This is a genomic window from Flavonifractor sp. An306 (assembly GCF_002159455.1).
In the GTDB taxonomy this organism is placed as follows: Bacteria; Bacillota; Clostridia; order Oscillospirales; family Oscillospiraceae; genus Flavonifractor.
In genome coordinates, this window is record NZ_NFIQ01000256.1 from 1 (window position 1) to 595 (window position 595).

At 50.3% G+C, this 595-nt stretch carries 1 pseudogene; it reads left to right on the top strand.

What is annotated here, in order from left to right:
• Nucleotides 1-363 precede the first annotated feature (363 nt).
• Nucleotides 364-595, top strand: a pseudogene (locus tag B5F88_RS19995) (hypothetical protein); the annotation flags it as partial.

The following is a 595-nucleotide window of genomic DNA, read 5'->3' on the forward strand; positions in this document are numbered from 1 at the left end:
ATTTAAATGGGTATTGCCTTTTTCCCTGTTAGGTCGTACAATGAAATCACGAGATAAATAGAGGCAGGACATGGAGAGTTCGCACCTCCCCATGCCCCTATGCAGGAGATTGCCCCTCCCACACAATAGCATTCGCTACGCCTTTTCTCATTATAGCCGCTTTGTGTTTTCTTGACAAGGTGGTTATGATGGGTAATGTGTCGTACCTCAATGCGGTGTAGGGAACAAACAGCCCTGCACCGCTTTTATTTATCTCGGCGGGAACGCCCAACGGGGGACAGGGAGCAATCCCACCCCCTATGGGCAGCACCGTTGAGAGATAAGAAAAAAGCCGTCCCAGTGACGGCAAAGGAGGAAACCGTGATGAAAAAGGCTCTTGTTCTTGGCTTGTCTCTGTCCCTTGCACTGTCCCTCACTGCTTGCGGTGCTCCCAAAGAAGAAGCACCAGAGGACACCAACACCCCGGCAGTCACCGAACCAGCCGACACCAGCACCCCTGAAAGCGAGAAGGAAACCAATTTTGAAGAACCCCCTGTTCCTGTCATTTATGATATTGCGAATGATTCCAATAAGGATGGAGCGATAAGTAAAGAGG